Below are 19,530 nucleotides of genomic sequence, written 5' to 3' on the forward strand. Positions count from 1 at the left end.
CCGTGCGGAACGCGCGGCTGGAGCGGCGTGCGCCGCAGAACGGGCGCGGCCGGCGCCCGGGGCGCCGGCCGTGGCTCGGGATCCGGCGGCGCGCGGCGCGGCCGGGAGGCTGCCGGCCGCGAACGACGCGGCTGCGGCCCGTGTCGCTCAGACCTCGTTGCCGGCGGCGACGAGGCTCTTCACGGTCTGGAGCGCGGCGCCGCGCAGCGCCGGGCGCTTGATCTCGTTGAACAGCGCGACGAGCGCGATCGCGTCCTCGTCCATCAGGCGCGCCTGACCCTGCTCGACGCCGCCGAGCAGCGCGGAGGCGGGCTGCTCCAGGACCTGCGAGATCTGCACGAGGCGCGAGGCGGCGACGCGATCGGTGCCGTTCTCGTACTTCTGCACCTGCTGGTAGGTGACGCCGATGGCCTGGCCCAGCTCGCTCTGGGAGAGCTTGGCCTGCTTGCGCGCGAGACGGATGCGCTGGCCGATCTCGCGATCGATTTCAGTGGGTGAACGTGTCATGAGCCGGTTCCCGACGTGTTGTTTCCGGATTGTAACCGAAAAGTTGCCCGAAAGGTTGCCTCTGATGTCGGCAAACGCGGCACTTTCTTCGGGTGAAGAAGCGTGCCGCGATACTTGAGCGATCCAGCGACGTCTCTTTGGACACCAAACGGCGCGCGCGCCGTCAAGTCCCTCACCCGACACGGGGTGCCGCCGGACGCTCTTCCTGCATCGCCATTTATGCACGAGGCGGGCGAAGTGCTAGACCGGATCGTGCGCCATTGCGCCCCGACAACGGGTCCACCACTGCGCGTACGTTGCAGCCGCCAAGTATTAGTGCAGTGTCGCACATTCCCCGTCGTCTCCGGGCGGGCGGAGAGACTTCGGCGCGCGAGACGTTCGTCTTCCCGGACGCCCGGTACCGAGCCGCTCCTCGACCCCAACCGGTGGTGCGCGTTACGGCGGCTTCCCGACGCAACGCCACCCCGAGCACGCCGGGGCGGCGGAGCCGCCCCGGCGTGCTCGCTCGGGCGGAGGTTCGCAATCGGCGGATGTTCAACGCGAATTCGATGGGGAAAACGCCCGCATGGTGAACGCCCGGTGGACCACCGCGCCGCCAAGAGATGCAGAATACCGTTGAGCGCAATCCGGTACTGCAGCACCGGGCCTCGTCGGGGAGCCGCGTCGCGAATCGCTCGGGCGACCGTTCCCCCGTCGCGGCGCCCGCCAATCCCCCCGTCCGCCTCGCGAGGCGCGCACGCGGACGCCGCGCGGCCCGCCGCACGGGGCGGAATCCCCTGCGCCGGCCACGGCAGCGGGCCGATGGATCTGCGAGCGACACGTGTCATGTCAGCGGACCCCCTTCGGCCCGAAGGCGGCGCGGGCGCGCCTGCGCGCACCGGACCCGTCCTTATGGTGCATCGTCCCTCAGAATTGCATCCATTTCAAGGATGAAGCGATGCCCCGATTATCGCCTCCGACGCGAGTCGGCGATTCGGCATCGCCCTCCCGTTGGTTTGACCCCGCGGATCGTGCTGAATACAGTATGCGGCAACGTCGAGGGCGGGGATTGTATCGAGGATGGCGGGCAACGAGACGAGCCGACGCGAGAGCATCCGGGAGCGCATCTACGCGGACCTGCGGCGACGCGTCCGGCGCTGCGAGCTCGACCCGGAAGACCGGCTCGTCGATGTCGAGATCGCCCGCGCCTACGGGGCCTCGCGCATGCCCGCGCGCGAGGCGCTGCTGCAGCTCGTCAACGAGGGCTATCTCGTCGGCACCTCGCGTGGCTTCGCCCTCCCGACGCTGTCGATGCAGGAGGTCCGCGACGTGTTCGAGGTGCGCAAGCTGCTCGAGCCCCGCGCCGCCGCGCTGGCCGCCGGCAACCTCGACGCGGCGTCGGAGGAGGCGCTCGACGCCGCACTGGCGGAGGCGCAGGCGGCGATGCGCGCGGACGACGTCGCCCGGCTCATCCGCGCCAACGTCGACTTCCGCGATGCCTGGGTCGCCCGCGTCCGCAACGTCCGCCTGGCCGAGACGCTGGCGCGCTTCGTCGACCACGTGCAGACCGTGCGCCGCGAGATGCTGGCCTGCGCCAAGACACGCCGGGTCGTGCTCGAGGGGATCGAGGACCTCCGCGCCGCCTTCGCCACCCGCGACCCGGTCGTCGCCGGCGACCGCATGGCATCCTTCATCAGCGCCGCCGAGCGCGCCTACTTCTCCGCCCGCGGCGCCGCCTGAGCGGGCGACAACGGGCGCGGGCCGCGGTAGATCATGCCTTTCGATCCGCCGACTCGGCGCCGGGCCCCGCCTCCGTACGAGCAGCCCGGCGAAGGCGTCGGCCCAGCACGGCGCGATCGCGCGCGCCGCGAACGGAGCCTCTCGATGCCCGCGCCGACCTCGCCGCAGCCCGCCCCCTCGCCCTCGACGAATCCCGCGTCGCCGAGCGCCGTGATCGAGGCGCTGCGCGCCGCCCTCGGCCCGGACGCCGTGCGCACCGGCACCGACGTCTCGGAGCGCGCGCGCGCCGACGCGAGCGGGCTCGCACCGACGCCGCCGCTCGCGCTCGTGCTCCCGCGCTCGACGCAGGAGGTCTCCCGCGCGCTCGCGATCTGCCACGCCCACGGCCAGCCGGTCGTCACGCAGGGCGGGATGACCGGGCTCGCCGGCGGCGCGCACCCTCACGCGGCCGAGGTCGCGCTCTCGCTCGAGCGCCTGGTCGGCATCGAGGAGATCGACCCGGAGGCCGCGACTCTCACCGCCTGGGCCGGCACGCCGCTCCAAGCGCTCCAGGATGCCGCCGAGGAGGCGGGATTCCTGCTCGGGATCGACCTCGGCGCGCGCGGCTCGTGCACGATCGGCGGCAACGTCGCGACCAACGCCGGCGGCAACAACGTGCTGCGCTACGGCATGACCCGGCGCAACGTGCTCGGCCTCGAGGCCGTGCTCGCCGACGGCACGATCGTCTCCTCGCTCAACAAGATGCTGAAGAACAACTCGGGCTACGACTGGACGCAGCTGATGATCGGCACGGAGGGCACGCTGGGAATCGTCACCCGCGTCGTGCTGGCGCTGCAGCCGCGCCCGGAGGGCGTCCACACGGCGATCTGTGCCGTGCGCGACGCGTCCGACGCGATCCGGCTCCTGCGGGCGCTCGAGCGGCGCTTCGCCGGCGGGCTCCTCGTCTTCGAGGCGATGTGGCGCGAGTTCGTCCGTGCGGCCATCGACGAGGTCGGCCTAGCGCCCCCGTTCGCCGAGGAGCACGAGCTCCTCGTTCTCGTGGAGGCCGCGACCGGCGAGGGGCCGGCGGGGCGCGAGCGCTTCGAGGAGACCCTCGGCGCGATGCTCGAGGACGGGCTCGTCCTCGACGCCGTCCTCGCCCGCTCGGAAGCGGACCGGGCGCGGCTGTGGGCCTATCGCGAATCGCCCTACGAGTACCAGCCCAAGCTCCCCGTATTCGCCTCCTTCGACGTGAGCTTCCCCCGCGCCCGCATCGGCGAGGCGGTCGAGGAGCTGCGCGGGCTGGCGCGCGCGCACTGGCCCGACGCGCTCTCGGTGATCTTCGGGCACATCGCGGATTCGACCCTCCATCTCGTCGTCGGCGGGCCGGGCCTCGACAAGACGATGGTGGAGGAGCGCGTCTACGCCGTCGTGGCGCACTACCGCGGCGCGGTCTCGGCGGAGCACGGGATCGGGCGCAACAAGCGCGCCTACCTCGCGCTCTCGCGCAGCGCGCCCGAGCTCGCGCTCATGCGCACGATCAAGCAGGCGCTCGACCCGCAGGACATCCTCAACCGCCGACGGGTGCTGTGACGCGCCCGGCCGACCTCGGAGCCGCCCCGTGACCGGACACCCGCCCCTCCTCCCCCTCCTCGGCGACGACGCCCTCTCCCCCGCGGCGAAGGCGGTCTTCGACGACATCCGCGCGACCCGCGGCTCGGACTTCGTCAACAACTTCTGGCGCGCGCTGGCGCACGACCCGGAGCTCCTGCGGCGCACGTGGGAGGGTGTGAAGGCGGTGATGGCGCCCGGCGCCCTCGACCCGCTGACGAAGGAGCTGATCTACATCGCCGTCTCGGCGACGAACAATTGCGAGTACTGCACGTACTCGCACACGGCCGGCGCGCGCGCCAAGGGCATGAGCGACGCCATGCTGATGGAGGTCCTCGCCGTCGCCGCCAAGGCGAACGAGACGAACCGCCTCGCCAACGGCCTGCGCGTTCCCGTCGACGAGGCCTTCCTCCCGGCGGCGGCCGCTCCTCAGGGCGCGTCGGTGAAGTAGTCCGGATGGGCGGCGGCGGCCTCGGCGATGAAGCCGTGGATGTTGTTGAGATGCCCGCGCACCGCCGTCGCCGCTCTCGCCGGGTCGTGCGCCTCGATCGCGTCGAGGATCGCCGTGTGCTCGCGCACGATGCGGGCGTAGGTCGCGTCCTCGGCGAGGCTGAGCACGCGGATGCGCACGCCGTGCGCCTCCTCGGCCCGCACCAGCGACGCGATCCGCCCGTAGCCGGTCGCCGTTGCGAGGATCTGGTGGAAGAGGTCGTCCGCCTCGTTGAAGGCGAGCTGGTCGCGCGCCTCGGCAAGCGTCCGCATGCGGTCGACGAGACCGCGGCAGCGCCCGAGCACCCCCTCCTCCCCCGGCGCCGGCCCCGCCTCGGCGAGCCGCGTCGCCACCGCCACCTCGAGCGCCTCGCGAATGAAGCGCGCCTCCAGGATGCGCTTGCGGTCGAGCTTGGCCACGAACGTGCCGCGGTGCGGACGGACCTCGATCAGCCCCGCCTCGGCCAGCCGGATGAAGGCCTCGCGCACCGGCGTGCGCGAGGCGTCGAGCGCACGCGCCGTCTCGACCTCGGAAAGCCGCATGCCCGGCGTCAGCCGCATGCGCACGAGGGCGGCGTAGAGCCACTCGTAGATCTGGCTCGCCGCGGAGCGGCTGAAGTCGAGCGTGCCGCCGGCCTCCAGCAGGGTTCGCAGCTCGGTCTCGTGGATCACGTCGCTCATCTCGGGTCGGGCTCTGGCAGGTCGGCTCTGAAGGTCGGGCTCTGGAAGGTCGGATTCTGAAGGTCGGGGCGCACCGGCGCCGTTGCGGGCCGTGCGGAGCAGATTGACACGTTTCGGCGCCGCGCACTAGTATACCGGTACTCGAGACGTCGGGGCGGCGGCGAAACGCCTCCGCCCACGGCGCGACGGCCGGCAGGAGACCGGCGGGGAGGAGGCCGAGGGCAGGACGCAAGGGCTCGAGGCCCGTGCGATCCCGCACTGACATCCACCCGACACGATGAGCTGATCCGATCGCGTGAGACGGCTTCCCGTCGGCACGCGACGGGCGAGACGGCGCGGGCGCGGAACGCCCGGAGACCATCGGGAGGAGACCCATGACGAAGCTGATCACCACGCTCATGACCGGCGCGGCGGCGCTGGCGCTCACGGCGGGCGCCGCGGCCGCGCAGACGCAGGTCCGCATCGCCTGGTACAACGACGGCAACGAGGGCGAGGTGCTCGCCGACCTCGTCGAGCGTTTCGAGGAGGCCAACCCCGACATCGACGTCGTCATCGACACGGTGGCCTACCAGGCGATCCTCGAGTCGCTGCCGGTACAGCTCGCCGCCGGCGAGGGCCCGGACATGGCCCGCGTCACCGATCTGGGCGGCCTCGCCCAGTACTATCTCGACCTGCGTCCCCATCTCGAGGACCCGGAGTACTGGGAGGCGAGCTTCGGCCCGTTCCTGAACTGGCTGCGCGTCCCGGGCAACGAGGACGCGATCCACGGCTACATGACGCAGCTGACCGTCACCGGCCCCTTCGTCAACAAGACCCTGTTCGAGCAGGCCGGCGTCGAGCTGCCGGGCGCCGGTGCGACCTGGGCGGACTGGGCCGAGGCCTCGCGCAAGGTCGCCGAGGCGACCGGCGTGCAGATCCCGATCGCCATCGACCGCTCCGGCCACCGCATCGCCGGCCCGGCGATCTCGATGGGCGCGGCGTATTTCGACGAGGCGGGCGAGCCGGCGGTCGTCGACGAGGGCTTCCGGACCTTCGCGCAGATGCTCTACGACTGGCACCAGGACGGCACGATGGCGAAGGACATCTTCGTCGCGGGCTCGGGCGGCACCTACGTCCCGGCCAACCAGGAATTCGTCAACGCGCAGACGGTGTTCTACTACTCGGGCTCCTGGCAGATCGGGCAGTTCGCCCAGAACATCGGCCAGGACTTCGACTGGTGGGCGGTCCCCAACCCCTGCGGCCCGGCCGCCTGCTCCGGCATGCCCGGCGGCGCGGCGCTGGTCGCCTTGAAGGACACCGACCATCCGGAAGCGGTCGCGCGGGTGATGGAGTACCTCTCCTCCCCCGACGTGATCGCCGAGTTCGCCGGCCGCACGCTCTTCCTGCCCGGTCACCTGCAGCTGAACCCCACCGCGATCGACTTCCAGACGGACAACCCGCTCGCGGAGCATGCGCTGCAGACGTTCGCGGCGGAGGTGCCGAAGGTCGCCGCGGCCGCCTATGCGCTGCAGGGCTACACCAACAACCGGATCGTGTTCAACGCCACCATCGCGCGCATCTCCGAGGCGATCGGCGGCGAGATGTCCCTCGACGACGCCTTCGAGCGCATCGAGTCCGACATCGAGAACCAGCTCACCGAAGCCGCGCGCTGAGCGCGTCGCGATCGATGCCGTCGGCGGAGCCCGCTCCGCCGACGGCCCCCTCTTCTCGGTGAAGGACGAAAGGGACCGATGTCGCACGCGTCGACCGGGCGGGCGCCCGTCGAGGAGCGCCGCAGCCTCAAGGAGCTCGCCGGCGCGGGCTTCGGCGTCCTGTGGGCCGCGCTCATGCGCCTGTTCGAGCCGCCGATGGCCGCGCTCCAGCGCGTGCTCGGCATCGGGCGCATGCCCTACCTCTTCCTCCTGCCGAACCTCGCCTTCTTCGGCGTCTTCGTGATCACGCCGCTGTTCATCAACCTCGGCTATTCCGTCACCGGCGGCACCGACCTCTACCTTTCCGAGCGGCCCTTCGTGGGCGCCGAGCAGTACGGCTTCCTGTTCGACTGCGGCAGCTGGATCGACCCGACCTCCTGCCGGGAGGACCGCTTCTGGCGCGGCGTCTACAACACGATCACCTTCGTGACCTTCCAGGTCGCGTTCATGGTGCTGTTCGCGCTCGTCACGGCCCTCGTGCTCAACCAGGAGATCCGCGCCCGCGGCTTCTTCCGCGCGGTCTTCTTCTTCCCCGTCCTGCTCTCGCCGGTGGTCGTGGCGCTGATCTGGAAGTGGATCCTGCTGCGCGACGGCCTGCTCAACGCCATGCTGCTCGAGATGGGGCTCGACCGCATCCTCTGGCTCGCGGACGCGAACTGGGCGATGTTCTGGTCGGTCTTCGTCTCGGTCTGGGCGCACATGGGCTTCTACACGCTCATCCTGCTGGCCGGCCTGCAGGCGATCCCGCCGGACCTCTACGAGGCGGCGGAGATGGACGGCACCAGCCGCTGGCGTGCCTTCTGGCGCATCACGCTGCCGCTGCTGTGGCCGAACCTCCTCGTCGTCCTCGTGCTCGCGCTGATCCGCGCCGTCCAGATCTTCGACGAGGTCTACGTGCTCACCGGCGGCGGGCCGGGCACGGCGACGCAATTCCTGGTGCAGTACATCTACAACACCGGCTTCGCCAACCGGGTGCAGAACTTCGGCCTCGCCTCGGCGGCCTCCGTCGTCCTCGGCGTCGTCCTGTTCGCGCTCACCATCACCCAGCTCGCCCTCGCGCGCCGGCGCGACGGGGCGGCCTGACCGGGCTCGGAGGAGAACCATGACCACCGAGACCGCCGCATCCACCACGGGCCGGGGCCGCGCTCCGCAGAAGGGCGTCGTGATGGGCTTCCTGACGCGCCGGCGCGGGGGCAAGCGCCTGCACTGGACCGACTGGGCGACCTGGGCCTATCTCGCCTTCGGCATCCTCCTGATGTTCGGGCCGATCGTCTGGCTCCTGCTCTCGTCCTTCAAGACGCAGGCGGGGCTTCAGGAATTCCCGCCGACCTTCCTGCCGCTCTCGCAGGTCACGGTGGAGGTCGAGGGCAGCCCGCGCCCCCTCCCCCTCTTCCGCGTCACGATGGAGGACGGCAGCGTGCGCGAGCTCGCCGAGGTGCGCCGCATCGGCATCGTCTCGACGATGATCGACCCGGCCGACCCGGACGAGCGCATCTCCGTGCCGATCGAGGCCCGCGAGCCGATCCGCGCGTTCCAGCTCGCCACGGAGAACTACACGACGCCCCTCGAGCAGTTCGACTTCGGGCGCTACCTGTGGAACTCCGTCTTCGTCACCGTGATCGCCACGATGATCACGCTCGTCATCAACTCGATGGCGGCCTTCGCGCTCTCGATCTACGAGTTCAAGGGCCGCAACCTGGCGATGGGCTTCATCATCTCCACGCTGATGATCCCCATCACCATCGTGCTCGTGCCGACCTACGTCGTGGTCGCCTCGCTCGGCATGGTCAACTCGCTGTGGGGCGTCATCATCCCCGGCGCGGCGACGCCGACGGGCGTGTTCCTCCTGCGGCAATACATGCTCACGCTGCCCAAGGAGCTGATCGAGGCCGCGCGCATGGACAAGGCGAGCGAGTGGCAGATCTACTGGCGCATCGTCCTGCCCCTGTCGCTGCCGGCGCTCGCGGTGCTGGCGATCTTCTCGATCATGTGGCGCTGGAACGACTTCCTCTGGCCGCTCATCGTGCTCAACCAGACCGAGGTCTACACGCTCCAGCTCGGGCTCAACGCCTTCCAGGGCGAGCTCAACACGCAATGGAACTACGTGCTGGCCATGACCGTGGTCACGCTGCTCCCCGTCGCCCTCGTCTTCGCCTTCCTGCAGCGCTTCATCACGACGGGCATCGCCTCCAGCGGGATGAAGTGATGAGCGCCCGTCTCGCCTCACACGCACGCACTCCACGCGCAAACGAGGATTCCCCTCTCCCTCGTGGAGAGGGGCTAGGAGTGTGGGGCGTCGGGCGAGCGGGACCTTTCGTCGGGCGACCTCGCACGGAAAGGCAGCGCTGCATCCATGGCGAGACGGTCCTGCACGCCCCACACCCACGGCCCCTCTCCGAGCGAACACACTCCCGGGAGAGGGGAGAGCCGGCATCGACGGCGCGTCACACAATGTTCCGGAGAGCCTGACATGGCCACGATCGAGCTTCGCGACATCCGCAAGTCCTACGCCGACGTCGCGGTCATCCACGGCATCTCGCTCACGGTCGACGACGGCTCCTTCGTCGTGCTCGTCGGCCCGTCGGGCTGCGGCAAGTCCACGCTGCTCCGGATGATCGCGGGCCTCGAGGAGATCACCGGCGGCGAGCTCGCCATCGACGGGAAGGTCGCCAACCACGAGGGCGCCGCCGACCGCGGGCTCGCCATGGTGTTCCAGTCCTACGCGCTCTACCCGCACATGACCGTCTACCAGAACATGTCGTTCGGGCTCGAGAACACCCGCATGCCCAAGGACGAGATCGACCGGCGGGTGCGCCGGGCGGCGGAGCAGCTGCGCATCACGGACTACCTGAAGCGCCGGCCGAAGGCGCTCTCCGGCGGCCAGCGCCAGCGCGTCGCCATCGGCCGCGCCATCGTGCGCGAGCCCAAGGCCTTCCTGTTCGACGAGCCGCTGTCCAACCTCGACGCGGAGCTGCGGGTCGCCATGCGCAAGGAGCTCGCCGCGCTCCACCGCGAGATCCGCGCGACGATGGTCTACGTCACCCACGACCAGGTCGAGGCGATGACGCTCGCCGACAAGATCGTGGTGATCAACGCCGGCCGCGTCGAGCAGAGCGGCGCGCCGCTCGACCTCTACAACAGGCCGGCGAACCGGTTCGTGGCGGGCTTCATCGGCTCGCCCAAGATGAACATGCTGGAGGGCGCCCTCGCCGAGCGGGTCGCCGGCGGCGTCGTGATCGGGCTCGACGGCGGGCACCGGCTGGTGCTGCCCTTCGACGTGCCCGGCCTCGCACCCGGCACGCGCGTCACCTTGGGCGTGCGCCCCGAGCATGTCGACATCGCCGGGCGCGAGGCATCCGGAGCGCTGCCGGCGAGCGTCGACATCAACGAGCAGCTCGGCGGCGAGACCTATCTCTACTGCACGCTGGCCGGCCAGGAGCAGGTGACGGTCCACCAGCCGGGCCAGCGCGCCGTGCGCCACGGCGACTCGGTCGGCCTGACGATCCGCACGGCCTCCATCCACCTGTTCGCGCCGGACGGCAGCGTCGTCGCCCACGGCGCCGACCACGCGCCGGCGGACGCGCTCGCGGTCGCCGCCGCGCACTGACGCCAGCAGGATCCACGCACCGGCAGGACCCACGAGCACGATCGATGAAGCTCCTCGCGCGCGCGGACACGGTCCGCGAGATCCCCCACGGCGTCGAGACCGAGACCGATCACGGCGCGCGCCTGCGCATCGTCCTCGCGGGTCCCGACCTCGCGCACGTCTCCCTCGTGCGCCGCGAGGGCCGGCGTCTCGACCGGACCTGGACCATCGCGCCGAACGGCCTCGAGCCGCCTGACGAGGGCCGCGCGCGCGACGCGCTCGACGGCTTCTCCCCGCCGCCGACGCATGTCGCGCAGGAGGACGGCGTCGTCACCCTCGCGGGCGGCGACATCGCGGTCGCGATCCGCGCGAACCCGCTCCACCTCGCCTTCCACCGCGCCGGCGAGAGCGCGCCCTTCGCCTCGGACCGGCCGAGCGGCGCCTACATGCTCTCGCGGCGCACGAACGCCTTCGCGCACCACATGGCGCGCCGCCCCTCCGAGCGGCACTACGGTCTCGGCGACAAGGCCGGCCCGGTCGATCGCACCGGACGGCGCTTCCGCCTCGAGGCGGTGGATCCCTGCGGCTACGACGCCGAGACTTCCGACCCGCTCTACAAGGTCGCGCCGATCCTCATCTGCGACGATCGCGAGACCGGGGCCGCCTACGGCATCCTCTACGACAACCTCGCCGCGGCGGACCTCGATCTCGGCGCGACGATCGACAATTACCACGCGCCCTTCCGCAGCTACCGTGCGGAGGACGGCGACCTGGATTATTGGGTCGTGCTCGGCCCCTCCGTGCTCGACGTCGCGCGCAGGATCGACAAGCTCGTCGGCGGCCAGGCGCTGCCGCCCAAGTGGGCGCTCGGCTTCGGCCTCACCTCGATGAGCATCGCGGACGCGCCGGACGCGGACGCGCGCATCCGCGAGATCGTCGCCGACTTCGCGCGCCACGACCTGCCCTGCGACAGCTTCCACTTCGGCTCGGGCTACACGCTCCACGGCGGCAGGCGCCACACCTTCCGCTGGAACGAGACGAAGTTCCCCGACCCCGCCGGCACGCTCGCCGCGCTCCACGAGGCGGGCCTGCGGACGGTCACCAACATCAAGCCCTGCCTCCTCGACGACCATCCGGACTACGGCCCGGCCGCCGACGCGGGCATCCTGGTGAAGGACGGCGACGGGGCGGACGCGCCGCCGGCGGTCTCGCTGTTCTGGGACGGGCCCGGCGCGCATCTCGACTTCACCAACCCGGACGGCGTCGCCTGGTGGCGCGGGCGCATGCGCGAGCGGCTCCTCGGTATCGGCGTCGACACGATCTGGAACGACAACAACGAATACGAGATCTGGGACGAGGACGCGCGCTGCGCCGGCTTCGGACGGCCCTTCGACCTCGCGCTCGCGCGCCCGCTCCAGCCGCTCCTGATGACCCGCGCCTCCTTCCGCGAGCAGCAGGAGGTCGCGCCCGGCAGGCGCCCCTACGCCATCACCCGCGCCGGCGGGCCCGGCATCGGGCGCTACGGCCAGAGCTGGACGGGCGACAACACCACCGCCTGGAAGACCCTGCGCTGGAACATCGCGCAGGGCCTCTCGATGGGCCTCTCGGCCATGGGCAACACCGGCCACGACGTCGGCGGCTTCCTCGGCCAGGAGCCGACGCCGGAGCTGCTGGTGCGCTTCACCGAGATGTGCAGCCTGTGGCCGCGCATGGTGATGAACTCGTGGAAATCCTCGGGCGTCACCACCCTGCCGTGGATGTACCCGGAGGTCGTCCCGCAAATGCGCGAGGCGATGCGCCTGCGCTACCGGCTGATGCCGTATCTCTACACCGCCATGTGGCGCGCGGCCGTCGACGGCACGCCCGCGGTGAAGCCGCTCTTCACGCTGTTTGCGGACGACCCGCTCGTCGGCACCCGCGACGACCTTTTTCTGCTCGGCGACGACCTCCTCGTCGCGCCGGTCCTCGCCGAGGGCGAGATACGCCGCGCGGTGCCCCTGCCGGCCGGGACGGCGTGGATCGACTTCCACACCGGTGCCCGCGTCGAGGGCGGGCGCGAGGTCGAGGTCGAGGCGCCGCTGGGGCGGCTTCCGGTGCTGGTGCGCGAGGGCGCGCTGATCCCGCTTTCGCGCCAGCTCGCCCGCATCGACCCCGCGCGCGAGACCTGGCGGGGCCTGCGCGTCCATCCCGGCACGGACGGCGCGTCCGAGACGGTGCTCTACGAGGATAACGGCGAGACCGCGGATTGGCGCGGGGACGGCGCGTGCCTGATCCGCGTCGCGATGCGGGTCGAGGGCGAGCGGCTCTCGCTCGAGGCGCGCCGCGAGGGCGCCTTCCGCCCGGCCTACGAGGCGCTGGAGATCGAGATCGCGGGTGGGCGCCGGTTCGGCGAGATCGTGCTCAACGGCGCGCCGGCCGCGCCCGGCGCGCCCCTGCACCTCGCTGTCGACGCGTGAGGGAGGGCTCGGGATGGCGAGATCCGTCATCCGGGACGACGGCAAGCGCGACCGTCTCGTGCGCCATGTCTACGGCGAGATCCCCCCTCCTCCGCAACGGCTCGACGTCGCGCGCCGCCCCTGGCACGAGGCCGGCGGCGAGATCCTGACGCTCTCGATGTCCCACGACGGGCGGACGCACACGGTCGACGGCGCCCTCTTCCTGCCGCCCGATGCGAGAGGGCCCGTCCCCCTCGTCGTCGGCCTCGCCTTCCTCGGACCGCTGGGCGCCGTCGACGCGCCCGGCTTCCCCGTCGACCCGAACGCGGTCGTCGAGGCGACGAGCGCCGGCTTCCCGGACGGGCGCCTCCGCCCAGCCATGCGCGGCCGCCACGCCGCGCGCTGGCCGCGCGACCTCTTCCACGCCGCCGGCTGCGGCCTGCTGCTCGCCTGCTACGGCTCGTTCACGCCCGACGACCCGATCGCGTCATTCGCACGCGGGGTCGCGCCGCTGATCGGCATTGGCGCGATGCCGATGCCGGCTCTCCCACCGGAGGGGAACTCCCCCGGCGCCCTCGCGCTCTGGGCTTGGGCCTATTCCCGCCTCGTCGACGTCGCCCTCGCCCGGCCCGAGATCGACCCGGCGCGGATCGTCGTCGCCGGCCATTCGCGGCTCGGCAAGGCGGCGCTCCTCGCGGCCGCCCACGACACGCGCATCGCCGGCGTTTTCGCCAACAATTCCGGCTGCCTCGGCGTGCGGCCCTCCGCCATCCGCCGTGGCGAGACGCCGGACGCGCTCGCGGCGCGCTTCCCGCACTGGGTGACGCCGGCTTTCGCCGCCGATCCGCACCCGCCCGACGGGGTCGACCAGCCGGACCTCCTCGCGGCCGTCGCCCCGCGACGCGTCTACGCCGCGAGCGCGACGGAGGATTCCTGGGCCGATCCCGCCGGCGAGCGCGCCGGCCTGATCGCCGCGGCGCCCGCCTGGCGGGCGCTCGGCTGCGACGTCCCCGAGATCGACGCGGACGCACCCCTCGTCGCGGGTGCGGCGTTCACCGTCGGCCCGCTCGGCTGGCACCTGCGCGCCGGCCCTCACGAACTCACGCGCGACGACTGGGAGCGCGCCCTCCCCCACCTCCTGGAGCCGCCCCGATGACGACACCCCTCCTCGACCCGGATCGCCTCCTGCCGATCGCCGAGCCCGCCCGCGGCCTCGCCCGCGAGCTCTATGCGCGCGTGCGCGACCTCCCCCTGGTCTGCCCCCACGGCCACACCGATCCCGCCTGGTTCGCGACGAACGAGCCCTTCCGGGACGCGGCCGAGCTGCTGCTGTGGCCCGACCATTACCTCGTCCGCATGCTCCAGAGCCGGGGCGTGCCCTACGAGGCGCTGGGCATCGCGCCCGAGCGCGACCGCGGCATTCCGGTCGCGTCGCCGCGGGAGGGCTGGCGGACCTTCGCGTCGCACTACGACCTCTTCCGCGGCACGCCCTCGCGCCTGTGGCTCGACCACGCGCTTCACGAGGTGCTCGGCCTCGAGAAGCGGCTCACCGCCGAGACCGCCGACTGGGCCTACGACGCCATCAACGAGCGCTTGGCCGACGATGCCTTTCGCCCGCGCGCGCTCTACGAGCGCTTCGGGATCGAGGTGATCGCCACGACGGACGGCGCCACCGACACGCTGGACCATCACCGCGCCATCCGCGACAGCGGCTGGGGCGGGCGCGTGATCCCGACCTTCCGCCCCGACGCCGTCACCGACCCCGAGCACGAGGCCTTCCCGGCGTCGATGACGGAGCTGCGCCGGCTCACGGGCGCCGACGTGGCGCGCTGGGGCGACTACCTCGACGCGCTGCGCCAGCGCCGCGCCGTCTTCGCCGACCTCGGCGCGACGGCGACGGACCACGGCCCTCCCACCGCCACGACAGCGGATCTCGACCCCGAGACCTGCCAGAAGCTCCTCGCCGGCGCGCTGGCGGGCGCGCTGACACCCGAGGACGCCGCGCTGTTCCGCGCGCAGATGCTCACCGAGATGGCGGGCATGTCGGCGCAGGACGGGCTGGTCATGCAGATCCACGCCGGCTCCAGGCGCAACCATTCCGGCGCGATCTTCGAGGCCTTCGGCCGCGACAAGGGCTTCGACATGCCGCTGAAGGTGGACTGGACCGGCGGCCTCCACGCGCTGCTCGAGCGCCACGGCTTCGCCGAGCGGCTCAAGATCATCCTCTTCACCCTCGACGAGACGACGCTCGCCCGCGAGGTCGCCCCGCTCGCCGGCGCCTATCCGTCGCTGCTGATCGGCCCGGCCTGGTGGTTCTTCGACGCACCGGAGGGCATGCGCCGGCACCGCCGGCTCGTGACGGAGACCGCCGGCTTCTACAATCACGCGGGCTTCAACGACGACACCCGCGCGCTGCTGTCGCTGCCGGCGCGCCACGACATGTCCCGGCGCATCGAGTGCGGGCTCCTCGCCGAGATGGTCTGCGAGGGCGTTCTCCACCGCGACGAGGCGGAGCCGCTGGCCCAGGAGCTGGCGGTCGGCCTCGCGCGACGCGCCTACAACCTCGAAGCCGTTTCAACCGATTGAAGAGCGGATTTCACCCATGCTCGAAAGCTGGCGCTGGTTCGGTCCGACGGACGTCGTGAGCCTCGGCGACATCGCCCAGGCGGGCGCGACGGGGATCGTGAGCGCGCTGCACCACGTCCCCACCGGGATCGCCTGGTCCGACGCGGAGATCGCCGCGCGCAAACGGATGATCGCGACGCGTCCCGACGGGCGGCCGACGGGGCTGCACTGGGCCGTCGTCGAGAGCGTCCCGGTGTCGGAGGACATCAAGACGCAGACGGGCGACTGGCGCGCGCATCTCCACGCCTACCGGCAGACCCTCGCCGCGCTCGGGCGCGCCGGCATCGGCATCGTCTGCTACAACTTCATGCCCGTGCTCGACTGGACGCGCACCGACCTCGCCCGCGCGACACCGACCGGCGCCACGGCCATGGTGTTCGACGCGATCGACTTCGCCGCCTTCGACCTGCACCTGCTGGCCCGCCCGGGCGCGGGCGAGGACTATCCGGAGGTGATCCGCGAGGAGGCCGCGCGCCGCGTCGCCGCGATGGGCGAGGACGCGAAGCGCGCGCTCGCCGACAACGTGCTGGCGGGCCTCCCGGGCGCCGCGGAGCATTGGGACGTCGAGGGCGTGCGCACTCATCTCGCCCGTTACGACGCGATCGGGCCGGAGCGGCTGCGGGCGAACTTCTTCGCCTTCCTCGAGGCGGTGGTGCCCGCCGCGGAGGAGGCCGGCGTGCGGCTGTGCTGCCACCCGGACGATCCGCCCTTCCCCCTGCTCGGCCTGCCGCGCATCGTCTCGACGCTCGCCGACTATCGCGCGATGCTCGCCGCCGTCGACAGCCCCGCGAACGGGGTCACCTTCTGCACGGGCTCGCTCGGCGCGCGGGCGGACAACGACGTGCCGGCCATGGCCCGCACACTCGCCCCGCGGATCGTCTTCGCGCATCTGCGCAACGTCTCCCGCGCGCCGGACGGCTCCTTCGCCGAGGTGAACCATCTCGACGGCGACGTCGACATGGTGGCGGTGATCGCCGCGCTCCTCGACGAGGAGGCGCGCCGGCGCGCGGCGGGCGATCCGCACCCGATCATCCCGATGCGCCCCGACCACGGGCACGTCATGCTCGACGACTTCAGGCGCCCGAGCCAGCCGGGATACCCGGCGATCGGCCGCCTGCGCGGGCTCGCCGAGCTGCGGGGCGTGGCCAAGGCGTTGACGCACCGGCTGTCGAGCGACGGAGGAACCCGATGACGAGGCTCACCGAGGCGGCGCTCGCCGTGCTTCCCGCAGCGGTCGCCAAGCCCGCGTACGATCGCGCGGCGCACGGCGTCGGCATCGTGCATCTCGGCGTCGGCGCGTTCCACAAGGCGCACCAGGCGGTCTACACGGACGACGCCCTCGCCGCCGCCGGCGGCGACTGGCGCATCGCCGGGATCGGCCTGCGCCGGCCCGACGCCGAGGAGGCGCTCGCGCCGCAGGACGGGCTCTACACGCTGATCGAGCGCCGTCCCGAGGGCCCGCGCGCGCGGGTGATCGGCGCCCTCGCCGCCGTCGTCACCGCACCGTGCGACCCGGAGCGCACCCGCGCTCTCCTGACCGCGCCGCAGACGCGCATCGTCGGCCTCACCGTCACCGAGAAAGCCTACGGGCTCGATCCCGCGACGGGCGGTCTCGACGCCGCGCGCCCGGACATCGCCGCCGATCTCGCGTCACCCGAGGCGCCGAGCACCGCCGTCGGCTGGATCGTTCATGCGCTGGCGCGCCGGCGCGCGGCCGGGATCGCGCCCTTCACGCCGCTCTCCTGCGACAACCTCCCCGAGAACGGCGCCGTGCTCGCCCGGCTGGTGCGGGAGTTCGCCGCGCGCGTCGACCCCGAGCTCGCCGCCTGGATCGCCGCCGAGGTCCCCTTCCCCTCGACCATGGTCGACCGCATCACCCCCGCCTCCACCGAGGAGACCCTCGCCGACGCCCGCCGCCTGACCGGCTTCGAGGACGCGGCGGCGACCGAGACCGAGCCGTTCACGCAATGGGTGATCGAGGACCGCTTCTGCGCCGGCCGCCCCGCCTGGGACGCGGCGGGCGCGATCCTCGCCGCCGACGTGCGGCCCTACGAGGCGATGAAGCTGCGCCTCCTCAACGGCGCGCACTCGCTCATCGCCTACACGGGCGCGGTCGCCGGGCTCGCCTTCGTGCGAGACGTGATGAGGCAGGAGGCCCTCAGCGCCCTCGTCGTCGCGCATCAGAGCGCCGTCGCGCGCACCCTCGCCCCGGTCCCCGGCATCGATCTCGACGCCTACCAGCGCGACCTGCGCGCGCGCTTCGCCAACCCGGCGCTGGCCCATCGCACGGTCCAGATCGCCATGGACGGCAGCCAAAAGCTCCCGCCGCGCCTCGTCGAGCCGGCGCTGGAGGCGCTGGAGCGGGGCCTGCCCTGGCGCACCTGCGCCTTCGCGGTGGCCGCCTGGATGCGCTTCCTCGACGGCCGCGACGAAGCCGGCGCCGACCTGCCGCTCTCGGACCCGCTCGCCGACACGCTGCGCGCGACGCTCGCGCGGGCCGGCTCGGACCCCGGGGAGCGCGCCCGCGCGCTGCTCGCGCTCGAGGCGATCTTCCCGCCGGCGCTCGCCCGCCACGACGACTTCGCCCGCACCGTTGCGGAAGACCTCGCGCGCATCACCCGCGACGGCATGCTGCCCGCCGCCCGCGCGGCGCTGCCCGGCTGATTCCGGGCTGCGTCCTCCCCGGAGGGGAGGAGTCCGTGCGAAGCACGGGCGGTGGGGCCGTCCGAGAGCCGGGCGAGCCGGCTCGCCGCCCTCCCCACCCTCCGGCCTTCGGCCTTCGTCCTCCCCTCCGGGGAGGTGGCGGCGGAGGGTGCGGGTCGCGTTGTCGGCGATCCGGTCAGAATGCCACGGCGCGGGCCTCGCGGCGGCGCATGAGCTGGGGCGTGCCGATCGTCGGCGTGACCCCCTCGCGCATCAGGAGCCGCCGCAGCGGCCCGACCGCGGAGAGCGCGTGCAGGCCCGCGCCACGCAGGAAGTCCGCCGGGAGGATGCCGGCCAGCAGCGTGCGGTTCAGCATGTCGACGCCCATCGTGCGGGTGCGCACGTCGAGCGCACGGGAGCGCTCGTAGGCCGAGAGCGCCGCCCGCGCGCCGGGATCCTCCGTCCCGCGCGCGACGGCCGCATCCCGCAAGGAGGCGACGTCGCGAAGGCCGAGATTGAGCCCCTGCGCGCCGATCGGCGGGAAGACGTGCGCCGTCTCGCCCACGAGCGCGAGCCGGTCTGCCGTGTAGCGCGCGACCGACATCCCCGTCATCGGCACGACGCCCCGCGGCCCCTCGACGCGCATGCCGCCGAGAAGCGAGCGCGCCTGCCGCTCGACGGCGCGGGCGAGCGCGGCGTCGTCGAGGGCGGCGAGCGCCTCCGCCTTCTCCGGCGCGGTCACCCAGACGAGGCTCGAGCGGCGCCCCGGCAGCGGAACCAGGGTGAAGGGGCCGTGGCGGGTGTGGAACTCGCTCGACACGTCGCGATGGTCGCGCTCGTGGGCGAGGATCGTGGTGAGCGCCTTCTGGGGATAGGCCCAGGTGCGCGTGCGGATGCCGGCGTCCTCGCGCAGCTTCGACCCGCGGCCGTCGGCGGCGACGATCAGCGAGGCCAGGAGCACGCTCCCGTCGGCGAGCCGCACGGCGCGGCGGCCCGATTCGCCCAGCCCCGCCTCCTCGCCCGGCGCGATCACCTCCTGCGTCCCGCCGAGCCCTTCCGAGGCGACGGGAATGTGCGTGAGCCCCGGCGTCTCGCCCACCGCCTCCGTCAGCCGCGCGACGAGCGTCGCGTTCTCCACGTTCCAGCCGAAGGCGTCGAGGTCGATCTCGGGGGCCTTGAAGTCGACGGTGGGGGCGCGGAAGAGGTTGTCGGTGGCGTCGACGAGCCGCATCGTCTCGAGCGGCGCCGCCTCGGGCGCGATCGCGTCCCAGACGCCGAGCGCCTCGAAGAAGCTCACGGAGCCGTCGAGCAGCGCCACGGTGCGTCCGTCGCGCGCCGCGCGCGCCTCCCCGACGAGGGCCGTCGAGAAGCCCTCGCGCGCGAAGGCGAGCGCGGCGGAGAGCCCCGCCGCCCCCGCGCCGACGACGACCACGTCGAAGGTCCTGTCCGTCATGTCCCGCTCCTCGCTGCGATGTCCGCACACGGTACTTAGCGCCCCGCGTACACCATGGCGATTGATACGCGTCAACGCGCCCCCGCGGCGGGTCCGCTAGGCTGCGGGCGA

Annotated in this window: 15 protein-coding genes; 12 read left to right on the forward strand and 3 right to left on the reverse strand. The window is 72.5% G+C overall.

Annotated features, from left to right (window positions below):
- Positions 1-147: 147 nt before the first annotated feature.
- Entirely contained in the window at positions 148-507 is a 360-nt protein-coding gene (locus G407_RS0113635; RefSeq protein WP_029031236.1) for a helix-turn-helix domain-containing protein, read from the reverse strand.
- A gap of 1,059 nt (positions 508-1,566) precedes the next feature.
- On the opposite strand from G407_RS0113635, the gene G407_RS27740 reads away from it, so the two are divergent.
- The 3 genes from G407_RS27740 (at position 1,567) to G407_RS27745 (ending at position 4,267) form a co-directional block, all read left to right on the forward strand.
- On the forward strand, positions 1,567-2,226 hold the full coding sequence (locus G407_RS27740) for a GntR family transcriptional regulator (RefSeq protein ID WP_052341354.1): 660 nt from the start codon (positions 1,567-1,569) through the stop codon (positions 2,224-2,226).
- Positions 2,227-2,370: 144 nt separating this feature from the next.
- Positions 2,371-3,798, forward strand: coding sequence for an FAD-binding oxidoreductase (locus G407_RS0113645; protein WP_029031237.1), 1,428 nt, complete (start codon positions 2,371-2,373; stop codon positions 3,796-3,798).
- A gap of 28 nt (positions 3,799-3,826) precedes the next feature.
- Entirely contained in the window at positions 3,827-4,267 is a 441-nt protein-coding gene (locus G407_RS27745) for a carboxymuconolactone decarboxylase family protein (protein WP_043539789.1), read from the forward strand.
- Here the strand turns inward: G407_RS27745 and G407_RS0113655 are convergent.
- Complete coding sequence (locus G407_RS0113655) at positions 4,246-4,986, reverse strand: GntR family transcriptional regulator (RefSeq protein ID WP_052341355.1); 741 nt, start codon at positions 4,984-4,986, stop codon at positions 4,246-4,248. The two genes, G407_RS27745 and G407_RS0113655, sit on opposite strands and share 22 nt — an antisense overlap.
- A gap of 386 nt (positions 4,987-5,372) precedes the next feature.
- On the opposite strand from G407_RS0113655, the gene G407_RS0113660 reads away from it, so the two are divergent.
- From G407_RS0113660 to G407_RS0113700, 9 genes are all read left to right on the forward strand, one after another.
- A complete protein-coding gene (locus G407_RS0113660; protein WP_425337499.1) occupies positions 5,373-6,638 on the forward strand; it encodes an ABC transporter substrate-binding protein in 1,266 nt (421 codons plus the stop codon).
- Between the two features lie 78 nt (positions 6,639-6,716).
- Positions 6,717-7,760: a carbohydrate ABC transporter permease gene (locus G407_RS0113665; protein ID WP_029031240.1), complete on the forward strand. Its 1,044-nt coding sequence runs from the start codon at positions 6,717-6,719 to the stop codon at positions 7,758-7,760.
- Between the two features lie 82 nt (positions 7,761-7,842).
- Positions 7,843-8,883 carry a carbohydrate ABC transporter permease gene (locus tag G407_RS0113670; RefSeq protein ID WP_029031241.1) on the forward strand — a complete coding sequence of 347 codons (1,041 nt, stop codon included), beginning with the start codon at positions 7,843-7,845 and terminating at the stop codon, positions 8,881-8,883.
- Positions 8,884-9,147: 264 nt separating this feature from the next.
- Positions 9,148-10,284, forward strand: coding sequence for an ABC transporter ATP-binding protein (locus tag G407_RS27750; protein ID WP_052341356.1), 1,137 nt, complete (start codon positions 9,148-9,150; stop codon positions 10,282-10,284).
- A gap of 44 nt (positions 10,285-10,328) precedes the next feature.
- Entirely contained in the window at positions 10,329-12,719 is a 2,391-nt protein-coding gene (locus G407_RS27755) for a glycoside hydrolase family 31 protein (protein ID WP_052341357.1), read from the forward strand.
- A gap of 13 nt (positions 12,720-12,732) precedes the next feature.
- On the forward strand, positions 12,733-13,854 hold the full coding sequence (locus G407_RS30530) for a glucuronyl esterase domain-containing protein (protein WP_052341358.1): 1,122 nt from the start codon (positions 12,733-12,735) through the stop codon (positions 13,852-13,854).
- The gene (uxaC, locus tag G407_RS0113690; protein ID WP_029031242.1) at positions 13,851-15,284 is read left to right on the forward strand and encodes a glucuronate isomerase; all 1,434 of its coding nucleotides are present in this window, start codon (positions 13,851-13,853) and stop codon (positions 15,282-15,284) included. Before G407_RS30530 ends, uxaC begins: the two co-directional genes overlap by 4 nt.
- Positions 15,285-15,300: 16 nt before the next feature.
- A complete protein-coding gene (gene uxuA / locus G407_RS0113695) occupies positions 15,301-16,515 on the forward strand; it encodes a mannonate dehydratase (protein ID WP_029031243.1) in 1,215 nt (404 codons plus the stop codon).
- Positions 16,512-17,987 carry a mannitol dehydrogenase family protein gene (locus G407_RS0113700; RefSeq protein ID WP_029031244.1) on the forward strand — a complete coding sequence of 492 codons (1,476 nt, stop codon included), beginning with the start codon at positions 16,512-16,514 and terminating at the stop codon, positions 17,985-17,987. The genes uxuA and G407_RS0113700 overlap by 4 nt, the downstream gene beginning before the upstream one ends.
- Positions 17,988-18,162: 175 nt before the next feature.
- Here the strand turns inward: G407_RS0113700 and G407_RS0113705 are convergent, their stop codons facing one another.
- Positions 18,163-19,419: a UbiH/UbiF family hydroxylase gene (locus tag G407_RS0113705; protein ID WP_029031245.1), complete on the reverse strand. Its 1,257-nt coding sequence runs from the start codon at positions 19,417-19,419 to the stop codon at positions 18,163-18,165.
- Between the last annotated feature and the right edge of the window lie 111 nt (positions 19,420-19,530).

The organism is Salinarimonas rosea DSM 21201, assembly GCF_000429045.1.
Lineage (GTDB): Bacteria > Pseudomonadota > Alphaproteobacteria > Rhizobiales > Beijerinckiaceae > Salinarimonas > Salinarimonas rosea.

Excerpts from the sequence above, each read along its gene's own strand:
- G407_RS27740 (WP_052341354.1), top strand. The coding sequence starts at position 1,567 with ATGGCGGGCAACGAGACGAGCCGACGCGAGAGCATCCGGGAGCGCATC.
- G407_RS27755 (WP_052341357.1), top strand. The coding sequence starts at position 10,329 with ATGAAGCTCCTCGCGCGCGCGGACACGGTCCGCGAGATCCCCCACGGC.
- uxaC (WP_029031242.1), top strand. The coding sequence starts at position 13,851 with ATGACGACACCCCTCCTCGACCCGGATCGCCTCCTGCCGATCGCCGAG.
- G407_RS30530 (WP_052341358.1), top strand. The coding sequence starts at position 12,733 with ATGGCGAGATCCGTCATCCGGGACGACGGCAAGCGCGACCGTCTCGTG.
- G407_RS0113655 (WP_052341355.1), bottom strand. The coding sequence starts at position 4,986 with ATGAGCGACGTGATCCACGAGACCGAGCTGCGAACCCTGCTGGAGGCC.
- uxuA (WP_029031243.1), top strand. The coding sequence starts at position 15,301 with ATGCTCGAAAGCTGGCGCTGGTTCGGTCCGACGGACGTCGTGAGCCTC.
- G407_RS0113635 (WP_029031236.1), bottom strand. The coding sequence starts at position 507 with ATGACACGTTCACCCACTGAAATCGATCGCGAGATCGGCCAGCGCATC.
- G407_RS0113700 (WP_029031244.1), top strand. The coding sequence starts at position 16,512 with ATGACGAGGCTCACCGAGGCGGCGCTCGCCGTGCTTCCCGCAGCGGTC.
- G407_RS0113665 (WP_029031240.1), top strand. The coding sequence starts at position 6,717 with ATGTCGCACGCGTCGACCGGGCGGGCGCCCGTCGAGGAGCGCCGCAGC.
- G407_RS0113705 (WP_029031245.1), bottom strand. The coding sequence starts at position 19,419 with ATGACGGACAGGACCTTCGACGTGGTCGTCGTCGGCGCGGGGGCGGCG.
- G407_RS27750 (WP_052341356.1), top strand. The coding sequence starts at position 9,148 with ATGGCCACGATCGAGCTTCGCGACATCCGCAAGTCCTACGCCGACGTC.
- G407_RS0113645 (WP_029031237.1), top strand. The coding sequence starts at position 2,371 with ATGCCCGCGCCGACCTCGCCGCAGCCCGCCCCCTCGCCCTCGACGAAT.
- G407_RS0113670 (WP_029031241.1), top strand. The coding sequence starts at position 7,843 with ATGGGCTTCCTGACGCGCCGGCGCGGGGGCAAGCGCCTGCACTGGACC.